Genomic DNA, 20,891 nt, shown 5'->3' on the forward strand with positions numbered 1-20,891 from the left:
GTTTTGACATTAGCAAGCTATCAAGTCCCAGCAAAAGAATGCCAGATTGAGCAAGAAGTGAAGCGCAGCAAATTTCTAGGCTTTGTTGCGCCTGCTACCAGCCGCCAAGAAGCAGACGATTTCATCCGAACTATACGTAAACAACACCCTCACGCTAATCATGTGTGCTGGGCTTATATAGCGGGTGCACCCAATACGACTATTCGTTCCATGAGTGATGACGGCGAACCTAATGGAACAGCAGGCATGCCGATGTTAAAAGTACTCGAATACAGTGGTTACGGTGATATTATGGTGGTCGTAGTTCGCTACTTTGGTGGCACTAAGCTTGGCACTGGCGGGTTACAACGGGCCTATTCTGATGCTGTATCGCAAGTGCTAACAGATTTACCCATGAAGCTTAAGGTGGCACGTACTACCGTTCTATTAACCTTCGACTATACCCATGATGGCAACATATCTCGATTACTAACACGTTATGATGTCCAGGATATTGAACCTGATTATGCTCAGCAAGTGACACTAAGTATTGCAATTGCCACAAGCGAACTAAGCACGTTTAAGGCTGAACTCATCAATATCACAGCAGGTAACGTTGAGGTTTTGCTTCCGGACTCAGATTGATTTATTGTTTTGCCCATATACCCAAAGCCATTGGAGTTTCAGCTAGGCGGCAGAGGAACTCAGTCCCGTAAGCTTAGTTACACACTAGGTGCAACGTCGGTTACCGATTGGGGTGAGTGAGAGCAGATAACAACGCTGTAGTTTAAGGGGCACAGGTATAAATCACATTTCAACAATTAATCCGGCTTCAGGGTTAACCTTACCTTCACACACATTTAGATAATCTTCGGTTAAACCATGTGACCCGTTAAGCTGAGTCAACTTCAACCAACTGGCATTTCTGCGGATAGTAGACTGCATAAAAGCCGTAGTTTTTTGCTCGAATACTTCTGGTCCCAAGTCTTTGAGACGCTTTTGAATATGAGAGGGAGCGAAAAACATTTCGCTACGCTGTTGAATAAAATCAGCGCCCATACCGCCATCTTCCCAGTGGGTGAAACCAACATTTGAACAAAACTTCATGTTGTCGCCAAGGTGTTTATGCGATCTACTTAACCCCAGATCTGCTTAAGCAACGATCATAGCGTTAAGCTCTACGTCAGTTAAATTAAGGGATGGCTTATCTTTCTTTAAGCAATAAGCTACTAATCCTGCCAGTAAATTGAGCATAAATCCGTTCATACTGCGATGTCTTGAATGTTCTATGTAAGAAATGTTCTTGAGTTGGTCATTTATTGTCTCAATTATGAAACGTTTTGAAAGCATGGCTCTATCCCATAAAGACATCACTTTGGCCTTCATGTTTTTACGAACGGTCGTAACCAGTGTCACGCCTTTTTCGAATAAATTAGCGGCTAACGCTTTACTTAGATAGCCTTTATCTCCATAAAGCTTATCCGTCAAACCTTGTGCGAGTTCTTCGACCGGTTGAGTGTCATGAACATTGCCGGTGGTGACTTTAGCCGCCACAATTTCACCATGATGATTGACGATGAGGTGGAGCTTGAAGCCATAAAACCAGCCCATAGTACCTTTCCCTCTTTGCGCTATATTTTTGAAAGTTTTATGTCTTGGAATACGAATGGCGTGGCACACTTTTATACATGTAGAGTCAATGAATTCGATACCTGTAGGCTTGCCTTTTAGTATGGTGAAGTATGCACACATAGGAGCAATCACCCTAGGCATGACAGCCAGAAATCGCGTATAACTCAGTAAAGTTGGAAAGGCATCTTTGTAGAAAGGTGAGATATGGCCGAGATAATAGTTTTTGAAATCGCGATAGTGCGACATATGAAATCCAACAACAATTGTCATTATTTCACTGGTGGTCATCTGTCCTTTTCGTTGACGCTTATTCGTGCCGTCCTCTAGCAATTGTTTTTGCCATTGCGGAATAAATACTTTGCAAAAGTCATCGACATCGCAATACAACTCAACTAAATTCTTCATGCCTGTTCCTTGTTTAAATCAGATGTTTTTTGGTCGAAAGATCTGATCTTGGAACAGGCATTTAGTTCCATTGCTTAAACAGGATTGAGGTTACTTAACACATCGCCATTTCCGGACATATCCACTATTACGGTTGGCTTAGACCCATCGATTTCTGTCAGATTGTCATAAGTCACTGTGCTGTTATATATGTTTAAACCTTTGACCATTTCTAAGTTACGGTTAGATGTCATGCCAATGCTTTTAGGCGCACTTTCATCATCTGCCAAGGCATAACCTAAACCAATACTGGTTTTACTTGAGGCACTAATAACCACTACTTGTTCAGCGCCGAACCAGTTGTTATCTAATAAATTATCGTACAAACAATAAGACGTAATATGCAGCGGAAACAACAACATCCGAAAATCATCCGTCGCCTTATTGTAATTAGGTTCAGCCAATACTCTGCGATAGGAGTTGTAGCCTGAGGGCAAAGTTGCGCGATGCGCAGCGCCATCAACCCAACGCAGATCATTAATATGAGTTGGGGTCATTTTAAGATAATTGGCAGGAGGAAAATACCCAAATAATCGCTCGCCAACTGGCACCCCTTCAGCATTAGAAACAACCACATCAGCAAACCCCCAAACTGGTAAGATACCCCATTCATTAACATCGCTAGCGGTTGGGGGAAAAAACTGCCAATATCCAAATTGATCACCTACCACTGCATAGGTAATGTTGTTAGTGGTAAATGCAAACCGGTCGATTTTTACTAAGACTTCGCCTTCACCGATATCACTCTCAGATAAGTCAGTATCGACTATTCGATTGGTCAGGTAGTTATCTTTACGGATTTGAAATTCACTCATAAAATTTTCCTCAAACAGCCTTTTCTTGGGCTTGAACTTGGGCTAAATATTGTTGAAGTTTACCCATAGCAGGTTGTGCATTTGCCCGCAAACGTTTCACTATAGCTTGTTTTTCAATGTCGTCTTCTTTAACACTACGCATCAACTGGCTAAAGCCATCTAGTCGATTGCCTAGTAGCCATTTACGTAAATTTTCATCCTGTGACCAGATATATTGATTCATCATAAAGGCGGCGGTTAAGCGTAACCAATCAATGAGTGTATTGGGTAATCGAACCACATTACAGATTTTGTTTTTGGCCTGTTCTGGGTAGGCCAATTCGATATGGGCAATAAAAGCGGCGCTAAAAACAGGTTGATATGAACGCACAGTTTGCGGCGTGATAACGTCACCGTCAAAGATAGGTTTGATGGTCAAGTTGGTTAATGCACTAGCTGAACAATCAATATGTAAATGTTCTGTGCTGGTAGGAATTGTGCCCTGTTCTAACACTATCTGATTGTTTTCAATGCTGGTCACGCGACCCAAACGTACCATATTTTTAACTTTACGCAGCGCTTCTATTTCCATTTGCGAAGCCTGATCCTCAATAGCATCTGCAAAGAACTCTTCGCTAGGCTGAGTATTTTTGCGGTCAATCAACCAAGCATCACGGGGCATTACCCATTGAATATCATCAGGGTTAACGTCTTTCTCAAGCAACCACAAAATTGCGTCAATGCCAGTTTTTCCGCCTCCTATAACCACATAACCAGCAGGTGGTTGAGTCACTTTTGGCAAATCATTTAACGGCATAAATTGAATGTCAGCGGCAATACTAAAGTTTGGAGTGTGCGTTGAAGGAACAGTAGTATTTAAGTAGGTAGCATCCACCGTTTTTTTATTCACCTTAACTTGATGAGTTTCACCTGTGAGTGACGAAACAAATTTTCCCTCACCTTTATAATCACACATAGGGAAGTACTTCACTCTTCCTGTAGGTAAAAACTGTTCGCGTATTACATCATCAAAATAGGCGCAAACCTCGACACCAGAGGCTAATTCATTCAAGCCTTTGTTTAAACCCACTTGAGCAATACAACCTTTACTCAACTCACGAGAACTTACACCATAAAAAGAAGACGGCTGATGCAGTGTGACAAAAGGATAGGCTTCGTTCCAATGATCACCAGGTTTATGGAAACGGTCAACAATAACGATATTCGCATCACTTTCTGTTAATAAAATATCGGCAAATGCCATACCTACTGCGCCGCTACCAACAATTAGATAATCTGTTTGGTGTATGTGTGTTGTCATGTTTTTATCCCGCTGTAAATGAATGACGATAGTGCTAAAAATATTGCTCAAGTGAAAAACAAAAAATCACATTGCACATAACAGTGTTATAGCTATTCATAACGCTGTTATGCAAGTCAACTATTACTTTTTTATTGGTTAAATATTCATCATTATGAGCGTCGCAAAAAATACTATTTTACAAGCCGCAACAGAATTATTCCTCGAGGGGGGGGTGTCTGCACTCAGCGTTAGAGTAATATCTAAGCGTGCTGGTGTATCGACTATTGGCATTTATAGTCATTTTAATGGCAAGCAGGGGAACCTCGACCAGTTGTATATCGAGGGGCTCGAAAAGATTTTTTCAATTATGGATATTGTTGATACCAGCGCACCGCCGCGAGAAGTAATTTTGAATGGAGTAAAAGGTTACTTAGCAATAGCCGACCAATATGAAGCCCATTACCGACTGATTTTTGGCGAAAGTGATGGGGGTTATTCGCCTTCGGAAGAAGCTCGAACCATGTCTGAAAAAGCCTTTAACAAGCTGGTTGAAATCAGCTCTCTCATCCTACCATAAGAGACCACAGTTAGTAAAAAGCAACGTACAGCCCTAGAGATATGGGCCTTTGTGCATGGTTATGTCAGTTTAAAACACCATGCCATATCTACATTAATCAAACCTGTTGAATGGAATAGTTTGGCACTGAGTGCATTAGCGACACATATTGATGCCATCATTGCCAAACACGCTATACAAATTCCACAATAAATATAACAGCAGTATGAGTACGTATCACGGGACATATATCCGTACCATCTTAAAATGACGGATTATGAATACCATCCACGGTATTCACCATAGGCTAACCTGCGGTTGTTAAAATGTGTTCCATACACATTTTTCAGCGGGCGTTTAAAACTTTTTGGGTATGGCTTCTTGGGTAGGGCTGCTTAGGCACGGCCCCCTAGGCAAGGCGTCTATTTGTAGACGCCCTAAGTTTAAAAGTAGAGAGGTCTAAGTCAAAAATTGTCAGCGCAGCGCCCGGCATAAATTGCTTTAAAACCCGTCCACAGGAAGCGTCTGGGGTACTCCACTTCTTCGTTACGCCAATTCAGAATGTGGTTGAAATTCAGTCATTGACCCGCCTTCTACTGCAAAGATTTAGGAGTTATAGCAATGCAGGGAGCTATTGCCGAGAATTGCAGTCCCCCAGTCGCTCTGAAACGTGTATTTTGAGGTGGCACGGGTATACACGGGTATAGATGATAAAAAATCGCCTTGAACTCACTGTCTTTAGTTAACTGCAAATTATTATCCTAAAATCTAACCAAAATTTTACGGTGATTGATGTTGATTTTTAGCTATATATTTGGTGATTTTGTATCACAACAACCTATCCATATGAGTATTTTGTGAAAGAAGTCAAACACATGTTACAGTTCGCAAATAACCTGTTATGCTCACAATTATTATTCCGCAGTCCTATGTTACAAGATTAACGTATGCAGCCTTTTGAATTTCAATCAGTTTTATTCAACTTCCATGATCTGATCCTCTTGATGACCGCAATGCAATGCCTTTTCTTTGGTATTTTGCTTTTTGCTACTAATACGCAGCGTTTAAAGAGTACCCTTTTCCTAGCGGCCTTTCTATTTGCTCACGCGCTGATCCCTCTCAACGAGTTAATAATGTGGGGGGCTGCGTTTAAAGCACAGGTTCGGGAGTCATGGCCGAGTATATATTTCATTCCAGCTGTTGCTTATTATATAGATGGGGCACTTTTATATTTTTGCATTAAATCATTAATATTTAAGGATTTTTCACTTAAAAAATTCGATTTATTACACCTTCTCCCCTTACTGATTTATGTCTTTGTTATGGTGGCAACATTCTATAGTCACTCTTATGACCAACGACTGTTAATGATCAGTTCCGAGTCATTTGTTTATGGTGCCAGTTATGTAAGTATGGAATTTTTCAGCAAATGGGTACGGGTATTTTACGCAGTTGCTTGTTTTATACTGATTAGCCGGTATAAAAATTTATTGCGAGATAATGTTTCGAATATGATTACCGTGCATATAACCTGGCTAAGGGCCCTTGTTCTTGGATTTTTGGTAGTCATGACAGCAGAAACAATTTTGGTTGGATCTAAGGTCGTGAATCTTTTTGAGCACTTTAGTACCAATTTTGTGTTTTTTACGCTAGGGCTTACAGGTAATTACCTGTCTTTTATATTAGTGAATCTTTTAGTGTTTACCGCTATTCGGCATTTCTGGATATTTGAGAAAGTGACAGGAGAAGAGCCTGCTGAAAAACCCATAGACGAACAATTTGTTAATCCGGAAATGGCAGCTGAAGTCGATGCTTCAATACGTAAAAATAAAACCTATATGGACCCGGAAATTACCCTCGACACATTAGCTGAATCGCTTGTTATTACGCCACGTGATCTATCCATGCTAATCAATCGCCATTTTGGTGTTAATTTTTATGAATTTATAAATCGTTACCGTATAGAAGAGGCAAAACATATGCTGGTGTCAGAAAAATTTAAAAAAACCACGATAACCGATATTTATCTGGCAGTAGGTTTTAACAGCAAATCTGTTTTTTATACTTTTTTTAAAAAGTTTGAAGGGGTTACACCTTCTAAGTTTCGCGAATCAGAGGCCCAATAGTCCTTTATCTCTGTTACTTGCATATTGTTGTGGTTGAATTAACCGGACACTTCAATAAAGGATTATAATCCTGTTAATTGAGGTGAATATGACTAAACGAACAAATAAGCATTATCCAGCAGAATTTAAACAAGAAGCGGTCGCTCTGGTAATAGAGCAAGACTATCCAATCGTACAAGCTGCTGCATCTTTGGGTGTGACAGACAAACTACTTTACAACTGGGTAGCCAAGCATAAAAAAGAGGCACTAGGTGACGTGTTGTCTGGCGATGAACGAGCAGAGTTAATTCAACTCAGGAAGGATAATAAACGTCTACAAATGGAGCGTGAAATCCTAAAAAAGGCAAGTGCCTTCTTCGCGAAAGAAATGAAGTAAGATATTCTTTTATAAGTGAACTTGATGCTAAGTATCCTGTGTCAGTCGCTTGTAAAGTGATGGAAGTGAGTTCGTCAGCATACTACGCATGGCTAAAAAAACCTGGTGAACTCATTAGCGCTTAAACGCTTAGACTGTATCGACGAGCAAAAGCATTATTCAAGGCAAGTCGAAACAGTTTAGGCAGCAGAGAGCTTGCTAAAGCACTACGCAAAGAAGGCTTTGAAATAACGCGGTATCGCGCCATTAAGTTAATGGAACGGCTTACATTAGTTGTGACTCAGCGAATAGCTTATAAAGTGACAACCAAGCGCAAACACAGTGATGCTGTTGCTGACAACTTGCTAAATATGAATTTCAATCCTGTTGGACCCAATCAAATTTGGGCGGGTGATGTGTCCTATTTAAAGACTGGTGAGGGCTGGTTGTACTTAGCCATTGTCATGGATTTGTATTCACGCCGGATTGTAGGTTGGCATATATCAAAACGCATGACGCGTGATTTGGTCGAGCAAGCACTGACAAAGGCTCATAATTTACGCAAGCCAGGCAAAGGTTTGGTGTTTCACAGTGACAGAGGCTCTCAGTACACGAGTAAAGGCTTTAGAAATCTACTGTCGCGATTAGAGTGTCGAGCTAGTATGGGTGACGTTGGAGCTTGCTGGGATAATGCTGTTGTTGAACGCTTCTTTGGAGGTTTAAAGTATGATTGGTTGTTTAAAGTACCGCAGCCCACTCGAACACATATGCGAGAAGATGTTGCTAGGTACATGAAATATTATAATGTTGAGCGACTGCATTCAGCCAATTTGGATCAATCGCCAATTGAATTTGAAAACTCCTTTAGGAAAGTGTCCGGTTGGAGTTGACCAGAACATATAAAGACACCAGAAAAAACAACCCTAGGGCAGTCGGAGAAAAAGGTAAGCTATGGAGGGGTAATGTTCTTGTAATTACCTCCATAGATTAATGGCATGACTCCTAAATCATCCCTTGTGAAATCAGTTTTATGTCATTGGGAATAACTAAACACGCTCGGTATTAGCTATTTCTTTATCAAGATTGCTTCTAATTCTTCCAGGGATTTTCCTTTAGTTTCCGGCAAGTACCTTAATATAACTGCCAGTCCAATCATTGCGAATACCCCATATAAGGCAAAGGTAATGGTTGTGCCTATATTGGCTAATTGCCATGGAAAAACTAATTGAACAGTAAAACTGACCCCAGAGTTAATTAAACCCACAAAAGAGATGGCAACCCCCCTTATACTATTGGGGAATAATTCTGAAAACAGCACCCACATAACGGGCCCCAATGACACGGCAAAACAGGCGACAAAGCCCAGTAGACTGACCAATATCAAGGTTTGATTCATCTTGATAGCACTGGATACAAAGGTTGACTCATGTTGAACTAATGCTTCTGATCCTAATAGGCTTTCGATAGAAGCTTTAAAGCTCAGGTCATCATTAAAGGTTTGATCCTGCAGCAACACCAGTGCACTCTTGTCAATTGTATTGGGTAGGGCCTGAATAGATTCTGCGGTTAAGGTATAAGTGGCTGAGTTAAAACCATAGGACAGACTAAACATACAAACGGCACTGCCCGCCACACCCGCGACTAATAAAACTTTTCGACCAATTTTATCAATCAACATGATGGCTAGAATTGTAAAACAAACGTTGATCAAACCCACATATATGGCCTGCATAAAAGAGGCGTCTGTACCTAGACCAGACTGTTCAAAGATCATAGGCGCGTAAAAGAATACGGCATTTATTCCAGTAATTTGTTGTAAGATCGCAACAGAAACTCCTATGATCATGACTAAGCGCATTGCCGGTTTAAACAAGTGTGAAATAGGTACTTTGCTGTCTGTGGTTGATGAAGACATAGAGGCTTTGATAAGTGCAATATCTTTCTGCGCTTCCTCAACTGATTTGGTCTTGGCCATTATGCTTAATGCTTCATCATCTCTGTTTTTCATCAACAACCAGCGTGGACTCTCTGGTACCAAAAATAAACAACCAAAATAGAGCACGGCTGGCAGAGTTTCTAAACCCAACATCCACCTCCAGTTCCATAGATCAAAATGTAAACTTTGGGCCCACCCAGCCTGAGAATCACTCAGGTTCAAAATCATGTAGTTAGTGAAAAATGCAACGGTAATACCCAATACAATATTAAGTTGGTTTAGGGAAACCATGCGACCACGGTATTTAGCGGGTCCTATTTCAGCAATGTACATAGGTGCAATAATTAGCGCAGCGCCTACACCTAAACCACCTAACATTCTGGCGATAACCAACACTAAAAAACTAGGCGCAAACGCGGAAGCGACGGCTGAAATCGAAAAAAGAACGGCGGCAATTTTTAGTATTGTTCTGCGACCATATTTATCGCTCAATGGGCCTGCAATCATCATTGAGAAGGTTGCAGTAAGAGAAAGTGAAGCCACTGCCCAGCCCAATTCTATTTTGCTCAAATTAAATTCTGGCTCAATAAACTTGATCACACCCGAAATAACGGAAGCATCAAACCCCATTAAAAAACCACCTAATGAAACGATTAGTGCTACATAAGCAGTATAAAAAATGGAATTATTTTTTGTCATTCGTGTTGCTCCGTATTATTATATGTTTCCCGACCCCAGAACTTTGTTCTTTTCTTAAACAGAAAGAATTCAAGCTGTGATCATCTTAAAAATTGATTTTTATATGTTACAAATAAAGTTACAGCCTTTTAGCGAGATACCATATCTTGCAGAAATTTTAGGCGTATATACGTAAGACAGGCTGGACATATTAATAAATGATGTTGAAGAAACTGAACTATGTAGTCTCTTCAACATTTTAGTTATTTACTTCCAGTATTCGTGTTTTACCCAATCAACTTCCATTACCCATTCACCCGTCATTGGGGAGTCAGTAATTTTAGCGAAATTCAATATGGCAAACATGGCTTCTGGATAGGTATCGCCTTGTCCTGCATTGCGATATACCTCAACACCATCCACACGGTATATCAAATCGCTACCGGCCCATTCAACAGAATAATCGTGGTACTCATCCAGAGTGGCTTCTACGCCAGTTCTTAGAGTCCACCAGTCTCCTTTATCACAACTGCCCAGATTTTTAATCGCACCAGTAGTAAAGTGGTCAGCATGGTGGTCACCGTGATGTTCAAAAATATCAATTTCACCTGAGCCCGTCATTGGCCAACACACATTTTCATCAGCTTCCTGTACGGGCGGTTCGTTATTTTCGGCACCGAGCAACCACCATGCAGGAAACATACTAGCTTGACCATTATCCGGAACCCTGAGTCTGGCGGTCCACTTGCCCTTGACATACTCCTGAAGGTTTTTAGAAATAATACGACCAGCCATGTATTGGGTATCAGGATGTTGTTTATCAAATTTGTCTAAATTAGTGCAAGTTTGTTTCTCGCCCACATTGACTACTTTGAGTTTCAATGTGCCGTCGCTCACTTCTCGTGTGCCAAATTGGCCATCTGGCACATAACACTGTTCTTCATTATTCACCCAGATCATTTGGTCTTGCCAATTGTTGGTATTGAAGGTATAAAAATCGTCGAAAAAGCTGGTGTGCCAGCCCTCTGTGACTCCTTTATTTTTGCCTGGTTCTTGCAAAGAACACGCGGATATCATTAATGCCAAGGGTATGAGGGGTAAAAAAAACTTCATGTCATCTCCAAAGAGTATGTGAGTAATAAGTTAATAAATAGTCTGAGTTTTATGTGCATAACACCGCTAATAAACCAAGGTTTGCATTGCCCGTGCAGGAATGCTTAAAGTAGTTTGTTGTTTGCCAACATAAAAATGGTAGTCAATTTTGTTGTCTGTTTGATTCATCACAATAGTCGCCATCTTGTCATCGGTATTGATGAAAGACGTGGCTAATAAAACACTGCGACTACTACTAGTACTGACCCGTTGTGCATCGGGTTGCACGAACTTAGAAAAATGGCCAATATAATAATAAGTGGGGGTATAAATTAACTGCCCTGTGCGTGTATCGGCATGTATGGGAGAGAAACAATAATTCCCTACATGGTTAGGTCCACCATTATGATCAAGCAAAATATTCCAATCAGTCCAGCCCACTGTGCCCGCGTTAAAGTCTTTAATCATTGAGTGACCGTAACGTTCTGCATTCGGCCAATATTGGTAACGATCGGCTCTAAAACCTTCTACTGTGCCCTCAGTGAAAAGTAACTTTTTGGTGGGATATGACTCGTTTATCAAAGCTAGATTGTCGTGCATGGATTCGCCACCAGCCCACGTTTCATACCAGTGGAAACCAATTCCCCAGGCATATTTGGCTGCCTCAGGATCATCAAAAATGGTATTGGCTCTATTGGTGATTAAGTCGCGATTGTGGTCCCAAACAACAATCTTTTTATCACCTAACCCGGCCTTTTCCATAGTAGGGCCAAGGTGATTTTTAAGAAAGTCACGTTCTTCTTCAGCGGTGTAAATCATCGACTCCCAGCGCTGCACGGCCATAGGTTCGTTTTGTACCGTGACACCCCAAATCGGCATGCCTTCAGCTTCATACGCATGAATGAATTTTGTAAAATACTGGGCCCAAGCATCAAAATATTCGGGTAATAATTTGCCACCCTGTAACATGTTATTATTACTTTTCATAAAAGCGGGGGCACTCCAGGGACTGGCATACAGGGTTAAGCTGCCACCGGCGGCGGCTGTTGCTCTTTTAATCAGCGGGATACGTAATTTACGGTCTGGTTCGATGTTAAAAGTGGATAATTTTTTATCCCCTTCTTCAATATAGGTATGACTACCACTGCCAAAATCTGAACTATGAATAGGCGTTCGCGCTAGTGAATAGCCGATGCCTACCTCTTTATCATAATAGGCTTTTAACATTTCACTTTGTTTATCCGCCGGCAATTTCGCAAAGACTTCTGCACTGGCGTCGGTAATGGCCCCACCTATGCCTAATACTTTCTGGAAACGTTTGTTCGGGTTAACAAAAATGGATATTTCGCCCTCCGTAGCTTGTTTGCCGGGCTTAAAAGTCGACTCTTGAGTTAATGTCAGGCGTTTATTGGTATCTTTGGCTGTTGTGTAAACTTTAACGTTTTTAGGACTCAACGGAGCCGCTTGAAGAAGAGGTGTGACCAAACAAACAACCAAATGGCCTAACAACACTGGTGTTATAAGTTTTCTTCGATTCATTAGTAAATCTCTATTATATGACTTCTTGTAATATGAGACACAAACATCAAATGAGTTTAGGGAAAACCAATTCAATGTTGTGTATACAAGAAATAATCTACTGAGCGACAGCGCTGACTAATAAAATTCAGCGCTGTCTTATATGACCAAACGGTCTCGCCGTCACTCTGATGCTGTCAAAGACCAATTATCTAATACTGCACCGGCCGAACCAAGGGTTTCGCCGCCAGATCTAAAGTGCAAATAATAGGTACCCGCTTCGGTTATATCGAACCGTCCATTATTATCAGTGTCACAACCAGATGCTGTTGCAGCACCTGAATAAGCATCACTGCCACAGTCCCAAAAGTGATAGGCCTTAAGAACACGCTGGTCACCATTATATTCCTCGCCGTCAACCGGTTCAGTTAAACCAATGTATAACTCGCCCCACACATTAGTGATGTCGTCGCCATGGGTTATATCCATCTCAAACTGATAGCTACCTACCGATAACTCAACTGCAGTATAAATACCCGCTTGTTGCCATGGGTCGTTGATAGTCTCACTAAACGTTACCACTCCATCTGCAATGGCCACCATGTCAGCGCCTACAAGTGTGTCTGCATTCTGACTAACAACAGTCCAGCCTGTGTCATCCGCAAAGTTGCCGTTGCTGATAAGGTTCACTGGTTCTGGTTCTGGCTCTGGTGCTGGTTCTGGTTCTGGATTAATCTCTCTCAACGACCAGTTATCTAATACTGCACCGGCCGAACCAAGGGTTTCGCCGCCAGATCTAAAGTGCAAGTAATAGGTACCCGCTTCGGTTATATCGAACCGTCCATTGTTGTCAATGTCACAACCAGATGCTGTTGCAGCACCTGAATAAGCATCACTGCCACAGTCCCAAAAGTGATAGGCCTTAAGAACACGCTGGTCACCATTATATTCCTCGCCGTCAACCGGTTCAGTTAAACCAATGTATAACTCGCCCCACACATTAGTGATGTCGTCGCCATGGGTTATATCCATCTCAAACTGATAGCTACCTACCGATAACTCAACTGCAGTATAAATACCCGCTTGTTGCCATGGGTCGTTGATAGTCTCACTAAACGTAACCACTCCACCGGCAATGGTTACCATGTCAGCGCCGACAAGTGTGTCGGCATTCTGACTGACAACAGTCCAACCAGTAGCATCCTCAAAAGTATCGTTAGTAATTAAATTTTCACCATAAGTGGTGACACCACACTCACTAGCGTCGGCCTGATTAAACTCGAACCAATTAACATTTTGAGCCCCACCTAGTGCATCGAAACGCATAGTTTGCAAACCAGAAGTTAATTCAAATGTACTGCTAAGGCTTACCCAACTCTGCCAACCGCCAGTTGATGGTACTATTACAGTGTCAGTTAACACCCCATCAAAACTTAATGTAAAACCTTCACTGCCTGATTCACTCGCAACGCGGTAACTTGCGATATAACACCCGTTTTCAGGAAGCTCAACGCTATATTCCATCCAGTCACCGGCATCGATAAAACCAACGTTTTGGTTACCACTAACATCGGTAGTGGTTTCTAACTGAACTTCGCCTTCTGGCAGCTCAATCACAGCACTCCAATCTTCAGCTTCAACTCGCAGATCAGCCGGTACTTCTGGCATCCACTGGCAACCTTCACCAAAAGCAGTACTGCCATTGCCGCCAGACTGGATATCCATATTCATAAAGTTCATACCACCACCACTGACAACACGCAGCTTTTGAATACCTGCCTCAAGGGTGATATCAACAGTCATATCCTGCCAAGTATCCCAACCCTCTGTGTTGGGTGTCGAAACACTTCCGGTTAAATCAACACAATTAGATTCGATGCTGAGACTACCGCCTCCGCCACCGGATGCTGTGCGCAAAGTAACAATATAATTTCCCGCAGTTGCAACATCTATACTATATTCCAGCCACTCTTCATTATCGAAAAATCCAACCGAGGTATAACCTTCAGAGGCCGGTTCAACATCAACACCTTCATCAAAACGGTAAGCATCACCTTTATTTATTGCATCGTTATCGTGATAAGCGACGGCTTCACCACCAAAATCAAAATCTGCGGCCCATAAACGGCCATTGGGCGCAGCAGCATTAAATGGATGCTCTCCTGCTCCGTTAGTAGGAATTGGAGTAGCACTGTCGAAGAACGGACCTGGTGCAGGTGCAATTGGAGCTTCCAAAGGTGCAAGAGGAGCGGCAGTAAACGTGGTTACTACTCGATAGGTATTGTCACCGTTAAGTAGTGCACCATCTCCTACTGGACCAGTGAAACCTTCATCCAATCCTTCACCTGCAGGGATGCTACCAATCAAATGACCGGAGCCGGCCCAAGGGCGCAAAGCAATATCACCGCTAGGTAGTTCAAGCCACTTAAGCTTTTCATTAGTTCCAATATCATCAGCTGTGGCGGTCATTGCAATACCATAGTCGTCAACACTCAGGTATTTACCATTAGCAGCGCGTATTGCTACATAACCGTCATCACCTGCATCTACAACCACAAAAGTATCATTGCCTTCACCGTCGTAATCACTGTCACCAGCAATCACCTTGTCTGCCTCATCCAGATTAAGGAATACGTCATCCGCACGGCTGTATAGACCAATATCATCACCAAAAGGAACAATCGGCGAGCCGTTAGTCGGCCAAGTGGCATCAGCTGCTTCTGGACGCCAAACGGTACCAAACTCGTTAAGACTGTTTTTAATGTTGCCTAGATCCAAATCGTTAGCATTGAGCCACTCAAACTGCGTCCAGCCAATATTGTGAGTCTCAAATGCTTCGTTATAACCGTTTTTAGTATCTCCCGGCCAGAATTCGGTATTCATTAGCGCCGGATAGTCGGTGCTGGCCTTAAATGCGTTTATGGTGTCTTCGACTCCAGGCAGATCCCAGTATGCATGGAACGCAAATCCAGCATTATCCCAAATATCCGGGAATTGGGCTTTCAAGCCATCAGCACCGGCAATCGCTTCTGCTCCGCCGAAAAACGACATAAATGAGCCTAGTAAGATCATGCTATCGGGGGCCGCAGTACGAATGGTTTCGTACATCTGGGCTTGTTTTTCCCAATCTTCTGCAGTCCAATTTTGATTAATTAAGGATACTGGCTCGTTGTGAGCTTCATAGATTACGTGGGTTTCATCTTTATATTTAGCCCCGTAGAGATCCCAGAAAGCTAAGGTTTTTTCAATGCTATGGATGGCACCATTTTCACCATTATTGGCAATAGTGATCATTAAGTACATTTTTGCGTCACGTGTTCTTTCAACCAATAGGTCTGCTAGAGCTTCGTTGATACCGACAGGATCAGGGTTTTGTGCAGCATCACCTTCTAGATAGACATGTACGGTATTAAAGCCATAGTCATTAACAAGAGATTCTAATTGCTCTGGACTTGGCATTTTTTTGATTTGGTTTGCATCATAAGGATCACCACCATCGAAGGAAATACTCACACCGCGCAGGGGAGTATTTAAGTCTGAAAGAATGACGTTATAACCCAGTGAATTATCAATATGCGGACGCTCTCGAACCGTGATGTCGGCTAAAGTGCGATCAGGAATTTCCACCACGGGCTCGGGATCAGGAGTGGGGTCAGGTATGGGATCCGTTACAGGAACATCTGTGATAGGGGTCGCACCTTCAATAGTTGCGTTGTCGCTATCGACACCAAAACAACCGGACAATGTCAGCGCACTGGTACCCAACAGCGCTATCAATGCGAGTCTGGTAAAGTGAGAGTTTTTCGTTTTAATGCGATTAACCGGCATTAATTTTTCCTCCAAATGATTATTATAAAAGCGTCTTTGGCGCCAAGGCTCTTAATCACACTAATACTGCGCAATATGAACCCTCAGTTTCCTGTCACTGCAAATGGCATTTCCATTTGCTAATGAAATGTTAAAAAATATCGTACAACTCGTCGTCCTGATGACGTATTCGAACCTAAAAAAATCATCTTTTATTCAGTTTGAATAAAGCTAATTCAGCCGAACCCTAAGAACCTAAAGGAATTGGGCGTAGTGGGGGATTATTGAACCCGCTAGGGCGTTGCCTAAAACTAGACAATAGGGAAATTAAATCAAATATGCATTGTGGGCTTTACCAATACTCACAGGTTTAGTTGAGTACTGCTGAGTCATTGGCCATCAAACCCAACTACTACCTATGGCAAATTTTTTAGTATCGGTTAAACATTAAGAAATCAGCATGCCTGAGTACTAGCTGTAATCTAATACCTTCTAACACGATAAATTCGCATTAAAAGGTATGTATTTCTAATTAACCTCAATCCTGTTTAAGCAATGGAACTAAATGCCTGTTCCAAGATCAGATCTTTCGACCAAAAAACATCTGATTTAAACAAGGAACAGGCATGAAGAATTTAGTTGAGTTGTATTGCGATGTCGATGACTTTTGCAAAGTATTTATTCCGCAATGGCAAAAACAATTGCTAGAGGACGGCACGAATAAGCGTCAACGAAAAGGACAGATGACCACCAGTGAAATAATGACAATTGTTGTTGGATTTCATATGTCGCACTATCGCGATTTCAAAAACTATTATCTCGGCCATATCTCACCTTTCTACAAAGATGCCTTTCCAACTTTACTGAGTTATACGCGATTTCTGGCTGTCATGCCTAGGGTGATTGCTCCTATGTGTGCATACTTCACCATACTAAAAGGCAAGCCTACAGGTATCGAATTCATTGACTCTACATGTATAAAAGTGTGCCACGCCATTCGTATTCCAAGACATAAAACTTTCAAAAATATAGCGCAAAGAGGGAAAGGTACTATGGGCTGGTTTTATGGCTTCAAGCTCCACCTCATCGTCAATCATCATGGTGAAATTGTGGCGGCTAAAGTCACCACCGGCAATGTTCATGACACTCAACCGGTCGAAGAACTCGCACAAGGTTTGACGGATAAGCTTTATGGAGATAAAGGCTATCTAAGTAAAGCGTTAGCCGCTAATTTATTCGAAAAAGGCGTGACACTGGTTACGACCGTTCGTAAAAACATGAAGGCCAAAGTGATGTCTTTATGGGATAGAGCCATGCTTTCAAAACGTTTCATAATTGAGACAATAAATGACCAACTCAAGAACATTTCTTACATAGAACATTCAAGACATCGCAGTATGAACGGATTTATGCTCAATTTACTGGCAGGATTAGTAGCTTATTGCTTAAAGAAAGATAAGCCATCCCTTAATTTAACTGACGTAGAGCTTAACGCTATGATCGTTGCTTAAGCAGATCTGGGGTTAGTTAATACATCTCCGGTTGTATTGAGCCAGACCACAACAGAATACTGGCTAAGATTAGTTGCATTAAACTGACTACTGTCTTCAGTAAAGTCGATTTCCCAGCCATTTTCGTTGGCGATCGATGACAACATAGTTTGGCCGTCTGAAATCGACTCATGCCTAAATCCAGCGGTCTCACTGAACACTAATATACCTCCATTCTCTGGCGTTGGCGTTGGTGTTGGTGTTGGTGTTTGCGGTGGAGTTGGAGTTGGAGTGTCAGAACTACCACCACCACATGCAGATAAAATAAAAACGCTGAGTGAAAGTAACAAAAGTTTAGTTTTTGACATTTTTTTCACTTCTTTAACTCTCTAGATTGATATTTGCTGTTGAATCCTATTTGGCATGTAACCTATTCACTCATGCCCAATCCTATTTTTTGAAACGCCGATTTTAGTTGGGATTCATTCTATCTTACTAAGAGAGAACGTTAATAGATGGTGAAAAAGAAGTCGTCCTGATGAATGACTCGAACGTTAAATTTATGTCAATTTTTTAGTTCGAGTATCTGTAAGTTAGCCGAACCCCCCATTGACAAGCCATACAGAGTAGTAGGTTGAGTGAACAGGTATTTTAATCCGTTTTACAGTAACGCTGTATATATTGGTGATGTAAAGGCATGGCATCAAGCGCCTGCTTAATGGGTGTTCGAATATTATCCAAAAACGCCTTGAGTTCGTTAGCACTCATTAAGTCAACTATAGGGTGGTAACTTCTGGGCATGATCCCTTGGCCAAGCATAACCTGAGTCCAGGAAAATTCTCCAAATAACTCATCTCCTTCATGAAAAAATCGCCCGCCTTCCTTGAATAATTCAATTCTGTGAGCCAGTGTGTCTGGTATTGACATATCGCGACAATAACGCCAGAAGCGACTATCTTGCCTTTCGTTCACATGGTAATGCAAAATTATAAAATCTCGAATGGACTGCGTTTCCAAATTAGTCTGACGATTAAATTCTTCGCTATCGGCGGCATTAATACCATTAGTTGGAAATAGTTGAATTAAACGCAAAATACCGCGCTGAATAAGGTGAATACTGGTTGACTCAAGAGGCTCGATGAATCCAGCTGAAAGCCCCAATGCCACACAATTTTTGCTCCAATGTTTGCGCCTTTGGCCAGTACGAAACTTTATGTGTAGAGGGTCTGTAAGTGTATCGCCGTCTATGTTTTCTAACAGACTCTGCGTCGCTTGTTGTTCTGAGTAATAACGACTGCAATACACCAAACCATTACCCACTCTTGATTGCAAGGGGATACGCCATTGCCAGCCGGCTTTATGGGCAATAGAACGGGTATAAGGAATGGGATCACTGGTGGCTTTTGTTTGCACAGCCACAGCAGAGTCGCAGGGTAACCAGTGGGACCAGTCTTCGTAACCTGCATGTAAGTTTTGTTCGATCAATAAACCACGGAATCCGGTGCAATCGATAAATAAGTCACCCTGTATTTGCTGGCCTGAAGCTAATTCAAGGGATTCAATCATGCCGCTGTGATCATTGTTTTCTATCTTTTCTATTTTACCTTCAATACGCTTAACCCCGAGTTTTTCACTGAATTGGCGTAAAAACTTGGCATATAAGGTGGCATTAATATGATAGGCATATCGCACAACAGGTTGCTTTAGGTGGGCGAATTTATTGGCCTTGGCCGCTTCAAGTTCTAGACAGTACTGACCATAGTCACCACTTATGCCTAAGTCATGACCCTTACGCCAAAAATGTTGAAAACCGCAAGCCCAACAGTCACGTCCAACGGCACCAAAGGAATGTATGTACTTGTCCTGACCATTACGCCAGTTTTCAAATTCGATACCTAACTTAAAAGTGGCTTGGGTGGCCAGCATAAAATCTTGCTCTTTTATGCCCAATAACTTGTGAAAGGTTAATAAGGGCGGAATGGTGGCTTCACCCACTCCTATAGTTGAAATTTCATCAGACTCGACTAAGGTGATATCAAGATTTTTGCCCAGTAGTTTACTCAAAGCGGCCGCCGCCATCCAACCAGCTGTGCCACCACCTGCTATTACCACTTTTTTAACCTGACTGGTATTCACCAAATATTCCCCTAGCGATTTAATTTATTGAGTAACAATGCGCGTAATTTTCTGGCCATATCTTCATCAATGGGAGCCAGAAAACCTTGGCTATTTTTGGGTATATGAGCATTGGTATGTTCGTCGGCATTAAACACATAATGCTCGAAAATATCCTGCCAGGCTTGTTTTTGATCAGGGGGTAAATCTCGAATAGTCAGTAACGCATGATATAACGTATTCATGGGTGTGCTCATGTAGGAGGGAGACTGGCGCCACCAATAATTAACCAACACATTAAAGGCATCAAGACTTTCCACATGATGCCACCACATGCTCGGAATGAATATCGCGTCTCCAGGCTCAAGTTCGGCTACTTGCGCAGCTGCCAACGCCTGACGGAATTTCGGGAATTTCGCATAATCAGGTTGATGAAAATCCACCAAACTAATGGGTACACCACCAGGCGCCACATCCAATGGTCCGGAGTACAAATTACCGAGTTGTTCTGGAGGAAATAAAGTAAATCTTCGCCGGCCCACCACATTACACGCCATATTATCTGGCAGGTCATAATGAGCGCCAATTCGACTGCGGTTACCCATCCAAATACTCACTAAAGGGTTTGGATCGCTGAGGGTTATATCGTTAGCGGCTCTGAAACCAGGTAACCAAGTGTCGACTAATGTTGACGCCACATAAATAGTCGGAGATGCAGTGTCATTTTGATGCTGACATATTTTATCCAACAGACTATTGAGGTTGGTACTATGAGACTGATAGTTAAATCCGCTCAGGTCGTCGTTGTAAAAAATACGTCCTTTATTCTCAGGTGCGCCTACTGCCGCTGTGACCGGTTTGTTCTGATAAAACTGAGTTAAATAATCGGCGGCATTTCGCACCGACTTTGCACCAGCCTGAACTATGGGCCAATGGGCCACTAGGCCCTTTAACACCAAAGGTTCGGTTGCTGTTAAAATATGCTCAGGAATATCATTTGCTGAACAGCCTGTGATTTCCTTGATTTTTTTATCTATGGTCAACATAGAGATTGAACATTAGCTAA

General features: G+C 42.1%; 16 protein-coding genes and 1 pseudogene. 6 read left to right on the plus strand and 11 right to left on the minus strand.

Translation table 11 applies throughout. From position 1 onward, the window contains the following. Nucleotides 1-3 precede the first annotated feature (3 nt). Nucleotides 4-624 (plus strand): YigZ family protein, encoded by a 621-nt coding sequence (locus tag Q0Y52_RS03400; protein WP_297817976.1) that lies wholly within the window; start codon nucleotides 4-6, stop codon nucleotides 622-624. Between the two features lie 162 nt (nucleotides 625-786). Here the strand turns inward: Q0Y52_RS03400 and Q0Y52_RS03405 are convergent, their stop codons facing one another. The 4 genes from Q0Y52_RS03405 to Q0Y52_RS03420 form a co-directional block, all read right to left on the minus strand. Beyond that, nucleotides 787-1,125 carry a DUF2855 family protein gene (locus tag Q0Y52_RS03405; RefSeq protein ID WP_297818138.1) on the minus strand — a complete coding sequence of 113 codons (339 nt, stop codon included), beginning with the start codon at nucleotides 1,123-1,125 and terminating at the stop codon, nucleotides 787-789. A 6-nt stretch (nucleotides 1,126-1,131) separates the two neighbouring features. After that, entirely contained in the window at nucleotides 1,132-2,016 is an 885-nt protein-coding gene (locus Q0Y52_RS03410; protein ID WP_297817980.1) for an IS982 family transposase, read from the minus strand. Nucleotides 2,017-2,090: 74 nt separating this feature from the next. Further along, entirely contained in the window at nucleotides 2,091-2,870 is a 780-nt protein-coding gene (locus Q0Y52_RS03415; protein WP_297817983.1) for a DUF2855 family protein, read from the minus strand. A 10-nt stretch (nucleotides 2,871-2,880) separates the two neighbouring features. Next, on the minus strand, nucleotides 2,881-4,170 hold the full coding sequence (locus Q0Y52_RS03420; RefSeq protein WP_297817986.1) for an NAD(P)/FAD-dependent oxidoreductase: 1,290 nt from the start codon (nucleotides 4,168-4,170) through the stop codon (nucleotides 2,881-2,883). Nucleotides 4,171-4,324: 154 nt separating this feature from the next. Here Q0Y52_RS03420 and Q0Y52_RS03425 point away from each other — a divergent pair, with 154 nt between their 5' ends. From Q0Y52_RS03425 to Q0Y52_RS03440, 4 genes and pseudogenes are all read left to right on the plus strand, one after another. Next, nucleotides 4,325-4,729 carry a TetR/AcrR family transcriptional regulator gene (locus tag Q0Y52_RS03425; RefSeq protein WP_297817989.1) on the plus strand — a complete coding sequence of 135 codons (405 nt, stop codon included), beginning with the start codon at nucleotides 4,325-4,327 and terminating at the stop codon, nucleotides 4,727-4,729. Between the two features lie 51 nt (nucleotides 4,730-4,780). After that, nucleotides 4,781-4,921 (plus strand): hypothetical protein, encoded by a 141-nt coding sequence (locus Q0Y52_RS03430; RefSeq protein ID WP_297817991.1) that lies wholly within the window; start codon nucleotides 4,781-4,783, stop codon nucleotides 4,919-4,921. Nucleotides 4,922-5,655: 734 nt separating this feature from the next. Continuing rightward, a complete protein-coding gene (locus Q0Y52_RS03435) occupies nucleotides 5,656-6,834 on the plus strand; it encodes a helix-turn-helix domain-containing protein (RefSeq protein ID WP_297817994.1) in 1,179 nt (392 codons plus the stop codon). An 88-nt stretch (nucleotides 6,835-6,922) separates the two neighbouring features. Next, nucleotides 6,923-8,079 (plus strand): annotated as a pseudogene (locus Q0Y52_RS03440) (IS3 family transposase). A 176-nt stretch (nucleotides 8,080-8,255) separates the two neighbouring features. On the opposite strand, the gene Q0Y52_RS03445 reads toward Q0Y52_RS03440, so the two are convergent. The 4 genes from Q0Y52_RS03445 to Q0Y52_RS03460 all read right to left on the minus strand — a co-directional run bounded on the left by Q0Y52_RS03445 (nucleotide 8,256) and on the right by Q0Y52_RS03460 (nucleotide 16,241). After that, nucleotides 8,256-9,824 carry a sugar porter family MFS transporter gene (locus tag Q0Y52_RS03445; protein ID WP_297817997.1) on the minus strand — a complete coding sequence of 523 codons (1,569 nt, stop codon included), beginning with the start codon at nucleotides 9,822-9,824 and terminating at the stop codon, nucleotides 8,256-8,258. Nucleotides 9,825-10,070: 246 nt separating this feature from the next. Beyond that, nucleotides 10,071-10,916: a family 16 glycosylhydrolase gene (locus tag Q0Y52_RS03450; protein WP_297818000.1), complete on the minus strand. Its 846-nt coding sequence runs from the start codon at nucleotides 10,914-10,916 to the stop codon at nucleotides 10,071-10,073. Nucleotides 10,917-10,982: 66 nt separating this feature from the next. Continuing rightward, the gene (locus Q0Y52_RS03455) at nucleotides 10,983-12,434 is read right to left on the minus strand and encodes a glycoside hydrolase family 30 protein (protein WP_297818003.1); all 1,452 of its coding nucleotides are present in this window, start codon (nucleotides 12,432-12,434) and stop codon (nucleotides 10,983-10,985) included. Nucleotides 12,435-12,596: 162 nt separating this feature from the next. Further along, complete coding sequence (locus tag Q0Y52_RS03460) at nucleotides 12,597-16,241, minus strand: carbohydrate-binding protein (RefSeq protein WP_297818006.1); 3,645 nt, start codon at nucleotides 16,239-16,241, stop codon at nucleotides 12,597-12,599. 605 nt (nucleotides 16,242-16,846) lie between these two features. Between Q0Y52_RS03460 and Q0Y52_RS03465 the strand changes: the two genes are divergently transcribed. Continuing rightward, on the plus strand, nucleotides 16,847-17,731 hold the full coding sequence (locus tag Q0Y52_RS03465; protein ID WP_297817980.1) for an IS982 family transposase: 885 nt from the start codon (nucleotides 16,847-16,849) through the stop codon (nucleotides 17,729-17,731). Here Q0Y52_RS03465 and Q0Y52_RS03470 read toward each other — a convergent pair. The 3 genes from Q0Y52_RS03470 to Q0Y52_RS03480 form a co-directional block, all read right to left on the minus strand. Beyond that, nucleotides 17,728-18,078: a ThuA domain-containing protein gene (locus Q0Y52_RS03470; RefSeq protein ID WP_297818009.1), complete on the minus strand. Its 351-nt coding sequence runs from the start codon at nucleotides 18,076-18,078 to the stop codon at nucleotides 17,728-17,730. The two genes, Q0Y52_RS03465 and Q0Y52_RS03470, sit on opposite strands and share 4 nt — an antisense overlap. A 283-nt stretch (nucleotides 18,079-18,361) precedes the next feature. Further along, a complete protein-coding gene (locus Q0Y52_RS03475; RefSeq protein ID WP_297818011.1) occupies nucleotides 18,362-19,846 on the minus strand; it encodes a tryptophan halogenase family protein in 1,485 nt (494 codons plus the stop codon). Between the two features lie 11 nt (nucleotides 19,847-19,857). Beyond that, nucleotides 19,858-20,871, minus strand: a complete 1,014-nt coding sequence (locus Q0Y52_RS03480; RefSeq protein WP_297818014.1) for a cupin-like domain-containing protein — start codon at nucleotides 20,869-20,871, stop codon at nucleotides 19,858-19,860. Nucleotides 20,872-20,891: the final 20 nt, after the last annotated feature.

Origin of the sequence: uncultured Paraglaciecola sp. (genome assembly GCF_943787955.1) — a bacterium.
GTDB lineage: Bacteria > Pseudomonadota > Gammaproteobacteria > Enterobacterales > Alteromonadaceae > Paraglaciecola.